Origin of the sequence: Endozoicomonas sp. ALC013 (assembly GCF_049310205.1) — a bacterium.
Classification (GTDB): domain Bacteria; phylum Pseudomonadota; class Gammaproteobacteria; order Pseudomonadales; family Endozoicomonadaceae; genus Endozoicomonas.
Genome location: NZ_JBLYNS010000242.1, coordinates 1 through 4500, shown reverse-complemented (window position 1 = coordinate 4500; position 4500 = coordinate 1). Strand labels below are relative to the sequence as shown.

Here is a 4500-nt window from a genome sequence, read left to right as displayed (position 1 = left end):
GATAGGTGGTGTCTCAGCTTTCACTGGCGCATTAGCAACTGGATCGAGTATTACTGATGCTCTAATTGCAGGCAGTTTGGGGGCTGCTGCTGGCGCAGCAACGGGGCTCTTCGGTGGAGTAGGTATTGGTACGTCTGCTTTTATTGGTGGTGGAACCAACCTCCTAGGTCAGGTTATTGGAAATAATATCGATAAAGACCCTTGTAATAATACCAACATAAATTTGGGGGCTGTTGTAGGTTCTGCAATTGGTGGCGTATGGGCTGCTGGTATTACTCGAGGTGCAGGTGCCTTATCAGGTGCAGTTATTGGATGGGGTCCATCAACCTAAATTAAGCAGTTGATCACCTCTGAGCCATGCCCGCAGGGATAGCTTTTGAACCTCTCAACTGAACTCTATACCAGCATTTACCCCGAGCTGATTAATGGTTGATCTGCAATAACCTGACCATTTTTCAAAAATTTTGAGGTCGCTTTCGTTAGAATGCGAAACCAGGGCTGAAATGAACTCAACTGCGGTGCAATACTTTTAATTGAATCAAGAAAATCACACAGCTGGCTTTGTAATTCAGCAATTTTATTCATCAAACGATGATGGCTTGTCAATTTTATTTTCTTTTGATTACCTGATTCGGTGAGCTTTCCAGGGCTTACGCGCCTGTATTCTCATTCTCAATTAGATTGCTATTTTCCACCAAAAGTTAGCTATTAGTACTATGCAAAGGATTGAGCAGACCTGTAGTAGAATTCAGTAATTTAACGACAACTGATGCTCAAGCCTGCTCCCCTTATCACCTTTATGGTTGATGTAGAAGATTCCCGCAAGAACCCCAACCGGTGTGAACACAAGTTGATAGACATTCTGATGATAGCTCTTTGTTGCATCATGAGTAATGGTGAATCCTGGGAGGATATGGAGTCTTATGGGAAGAAAAAGTTCGGATGGCTCAAGACTTTTTTAGCGCTACCTAACGGTATTCCTTCGCACGACACCTTTTATCGCGTGTTTACTCATCTCAACACAGCATCATTCCAGAAATGCTTTCTACGCTGGATAAAGTCTGCATTCCCAGATGCGTTACCAGAAGGCGAATATACCGATATTATTCCCATTGATGGTAAATCGATTAAAGGTTCCCGAGGCAAAGGAAAGGGTAAGCGCGCTGTACATATGGTTAGTGCCTGGAGCCATCGGCTTGGATTAGTGTTAGGACAACAAAAAGTAGACTCCAAATCGAATGAGATTACCGCAGTTCCTACACTCATGGAGGCTCTTGACATGCAAGGAGCCCTTATCACTGCTGATGCAATGAGTTGCCAAAAAAGCATTGCATCGACGTGTATTGAACAAGGGGCTGACTATCTTCTGGCTGTAAAGGGCAATCAGGAAACCTTGCAGAAGGATATTCAGGAAGCAGTTGAGAAGCATTGGGAGCTAAACCCTAAAGATGAACTATCAGATGTCTTTGCTGAACAGGAAAATAAAGGCCATGGGCACCATGAGTACCGCTGCTGCTGGGTCTTTACTGATTTGAACCTTCTATCAACACATGCAGAATGGCAGGGCATCAAGCAGTTCGGAGTTGTTCAGGCAGACAGGACCATCAATAACAAGGTGACAACGGCTTTACGCTTTTATATCAGCAGTAAATCCATGTCTGCGCATGAAATGCTCAATGCAACCCGGATCCACTGGGAAGTCGAAAATAAGCTTCATTGGGTGCTGGACGTCTCCTTTAATGAAGATGCCTGTCAAACCAAACATGAAAATGGAGCTGAAAACTTATCGACTCTGCGTCGTCTGGCACTCAATATTTTTAAGATGGATCGTGTGGGAAAGGGCAGTATTCGACGCAGGCGCAATGATTGCGCTTGGGATGACTCCTACCTGACTGAACTACTTGAACAGTTCATCTTCACTTCTGTTAATCATGGATGTTGATAGTAAATATTGTGCATTTTATGCTCGAGTGAATGAGTTAATGAGAACCATTCTCTTCATGCGTAAGCCCTGGTGAGCTTTCCAATTGAACTCATTAATAATGGACGACTGGTAATAGATTCCTTGTGGGATTCAGGATTACTTAAACGAACATAAAGCGTCCACCAGTTGTATATTAAAGCTACCATTCTCGCTAGCATGCGACATCTTGCCAAATCTTGCGTAACGTATCCGCCCCAGCCCCATTGGTTTTTTATTTCATCAAAATTATTTTCACAGTCAGCCCTGTTTCGATAATGGTTAATAATGGAGACAACATCATTATCAAGTGAAGTGACAAGTACTGAGTACTCATAGGCTTTTATATTGTCCGGTTCTTCAATTAAAGCCAGTGTTGTTTGACGCTCTTTTAATTCTTTTTCCAGGACCAGCATTTCGTTTTCAGGACGACGTCTGCGTACAATAATAATACGCCGTTCTTTTTTCCATCCTGATAATTTAATAACCGATTCCTTGCCTTCCCAGTGCTTATCATATTTTGTCCAGCCTCCGCTGCAGTGCGCTTGGCATATGGCTTTCTTGACGTTGTCATGCTTTTTAACTTTAAAAAGATAATGACAGCCCGCGCTTTCCAATTCACACATCACTCGATCATTTCCCCAATCACAATCGCCACGAACAAATTCAGGCCAGCAACATTTTGGCAAACGATTTAATAACGCCATTAATCCTGGCAATGAGTATTTACTATGACTTTCATTACCCGGCCTGACTTCAACTTCGAGTATCAATTTTAAGTTGGCCATCATGTAGGAGTGGTAGGTGTGGGATGGCCTTCCTTTTTTATATGGGTTGTAACCATTCTCTGCACCTTCCTGATTTCCATAGATGGTTTTTACAGTCACATCGACATCCATAATCCATGGAATGGTTAACAGTGGATCAAAGCAGAGGTGCAGATGTTTTTGCATCCATTCAACGCCTTGCTGCTCATCAATTTTCTTCAAACCACGTCTGGCGGAATCGTCACTGACAATTTTTTTCATGCCAAGAAGCTGTGCATTAACGTTGTCGCCAATAATGGTTCCAATGTGTGCGTATCGTTTATGGCCGGAAAGTATGGAGAGCATTATTGACCCGAGCACATCAACTTTTTGAGGTGCATTGGGGCTTTTATAGGTCAATGGGCAATCATTGACCCAGGGTTCAAATCGATGGCCCGTTTTTAAAAATTGGATAAAAAAAGCCAATTGCCCCATTGGAGTGACCGAAGCTTCCGGTTCCCACTCAACATGAATTTTTCCATCGAAAGAATCGACTTCGAGCGTGACCGACAAGGGGTCTTTTTTCATTTCTGACAGCTCACCCTTTGGGTGAGCGGGTTTTGGTGGACGAACCATCTGTGAGCCCTCGGTATGACTGAGGGTAAGAGTTTAGCTGATGGTTTAACCGCTGAATTTAGGGTTATTAGTCTGGTTCGTGACCGGGGTGAGACGGCTATTCTGCTGGTTGAGCCGTTCTTTGAGTTTGCCAGGCGGATACTGGACCAAGGCGAGGTTGCCCTGGCAGGAACCGGCGACGCCATGGATGAAGTTGCCGTTCGTCGTTTAATTACTGTTTGATAACCGGTAATTGTATTCGGTGTCACCGCTGGTGGCCTGATTTAAAAAGGTATTTTGATAAACAGTTCGATGGTAACATTTTACTCCTATACAACTATTGTTAAATTGTCGTGTAAAGTACAACTGCCTTAATACTCAAGGAAATGGCATAGAGGAGCGGTAGCGTGAGTGCTGTTCAGGAATGTTTTATCATTTTTTATCAGCGATCAACCGGGCTTAAAACCGCTTTACCACCGCGATTGAGTACATGGGTCCGTAATGCTTCAACAGACGCCTTGGGCAACAGAGTCATTCTGTCTTTACCACCCTTGCCATGGCAAACGGTAATTTCCATGCGCCCAAAATCAACATCCTGAACTCTGAGACGCAGAGCTTCCTTCAGTCGAAGACCGGCACCATACATTAATTGGGCGACTAATAATGGTGTACCTTTGAGATAGGACAAGACAGAGTTGGCTTCAGTCACCGAAAACACAACAGGGAGTTTTTTGGGGCGTTTGGATTTTTGCCAGTCATTGATCGTGAAACTGTCACGCCTCAGCACTTGTTTGTACAAAAAGACCAGGGCACTCAATGCCTGCTGCTGAGTACTGACAGCAACGTGCTTTTTCATCACCAGATAAGTGAGAAAATCACGGACATCATCGCCAGCCAGTAAATCGGGATGACGCATTTTATGAAATTTTATAAAGCGTTTAATCCAGTCCCAGTAGCTGCGCTCGGTAGACAGAGAATAACCGGTAGAGCGAATGGCAATTTGAAAACGTTCTTGTAATCTCATATAAGTCCTGCTTGATACTGTAATTTTATACAGTAAAAGCTAGTTCGTATATGCAGAAAATCAACTGAATGGTTAACCTGTTGTTTTGAATGAAAATAAAGCAATCTGTAATCACACGGGTTGCTTGACCGAAAAATATACGAATTACCAAATAC

Annotated in this window: 5 protein-coding genes and 1 pseudogene; 3 read left to right on the top strand and 3 right to left on the bottom strand. The window is 43.4% G+C overall.

The window, feature by feature from the left end; genetic code table 11:
- Nucleotides 1-331, top strand: a pseudogene (locus ACO6V1_RS22580) (hypothetical protein); the annotation flags it as partial.
- A 77-nt stretch (nt 332-408) separates the two neighbouring features.
- Here ACO6V1_RS22580 and ACO6V1_RS22575 read toward each other — a convergent pair.
- Complete coding sequence (locus ACO6V1_RS22575; RefSeq protein WP_422444686.1) at nt 409-585, bottom strand: hypothetical protein; 177 nt, start codon at nt 583-585, stop codon at nt 409-411.
- Nucleotides 586-769: 184 nt separating this feature from the next.
- Here ACO6V1_RS22575 and ACO6V1_RS22570 point away from each other — a divergent pair, with 184 nt between their 5' ends.
- Nucleotides 770-1942 carry an ISAs1 family transposase gene (locus ACO6V1_RS22570; RefSeq protein ID WP_422468713.1) on the top strand — a complete coding sequence of 391 codons (1173 nt, stop codon included), beginning with the start codon at nt 770-772 and terminating at the stop codon, nt 1940-1942.
- Between the two features lie 56 nt (nt 1943-1998).
- Here ACO6V1_RS22570 and ACO6V1_RS22565 read toward each other — a convergent pair whose 3' ends face one another.
- Nucleotides 1999-3342, bottom strand: coding sequence for a transposase (locus ACO6V1_RS22565; protein ID WP_422444690.1), 1344 nt, complete (start codon nt 3340-3342; stop codon nt 1999-2001).
- Nucleotides 3343-3357: 15 nt separating this feature from the next.
- On the opposite strand from ACO6V1_RS22565, the gene ACO6V1_RS22560 reads away from it, so the two are divergent.
- Nucleotides 3358-3564: a hypothetical protein gene (locus ACO6V1_RS22560; RefSeq protein ID WP_422463032.1), complete on the top strand. Its 207-nt coding sequence runs from the start codon at nt 3358-3360 to the stop codon at nt 3562-3564.
- A 199-nt stretch (nt 3565-3763) separates the two neighbouring features.
- Here ACO6V1_RS22560 and ACO6V1_RS22555 read toward each other — a convergent pair whose 3' ends face one another.
- Nucleotides 3764-4345 carry a phage integrase N-terminal SAM-like domain-containing protein gene (locus tag ACO6V1_RS22555; RefSeq protein ID WP_422444694.1) on the bottom strand — a complete coding sequence of 194 codons (582 nt, stop codon included), beginning with the start codon at nt 4343-4345 and terminating at the stop codon, nt 3764-3766.
- Nucleotides 4346-4500: the final 155 nt, after the last annotated feature.

Coding starts and splice junctions, on each gene's coding strand:
- ACO6V1_RS22560 (WP_422463032.1), top strand. CDS start 3,358: ATGACTGAGGGTAAGAGTTTAGCTGATGGTTTAACCGCTGAATTTAGG.
- ACO6V1_RS22570 (WP_422468713.1), top strand. CDS start 770: ATGCTCAAGCCTGCTCCCCTTATCACCTTTATGGTTGATGTAGAAGAT.
- ACO6V1_RS22555 (WP_422444694.1), bottom strand. CDS start 4,345: ATGAGATTACAAGAACGTTTTCAAATTGCCATTCGCTCTACCGGTTAT.
- ACO6V1_RS22575 (WP_422444686.1), bottom strand. CDS start 585: ATGAATAAAATTGCTGAATTACAAAGCCAGCTGTGTGATTTTCTTGAT.
- ACO6V1_RS22565 (WP_422444690.1), bottom strand. CDS start 3,342: ATGGTTCGTCCACCAAAACCCGCTCACCCAAAGGGTGAGCTGTCAGAA.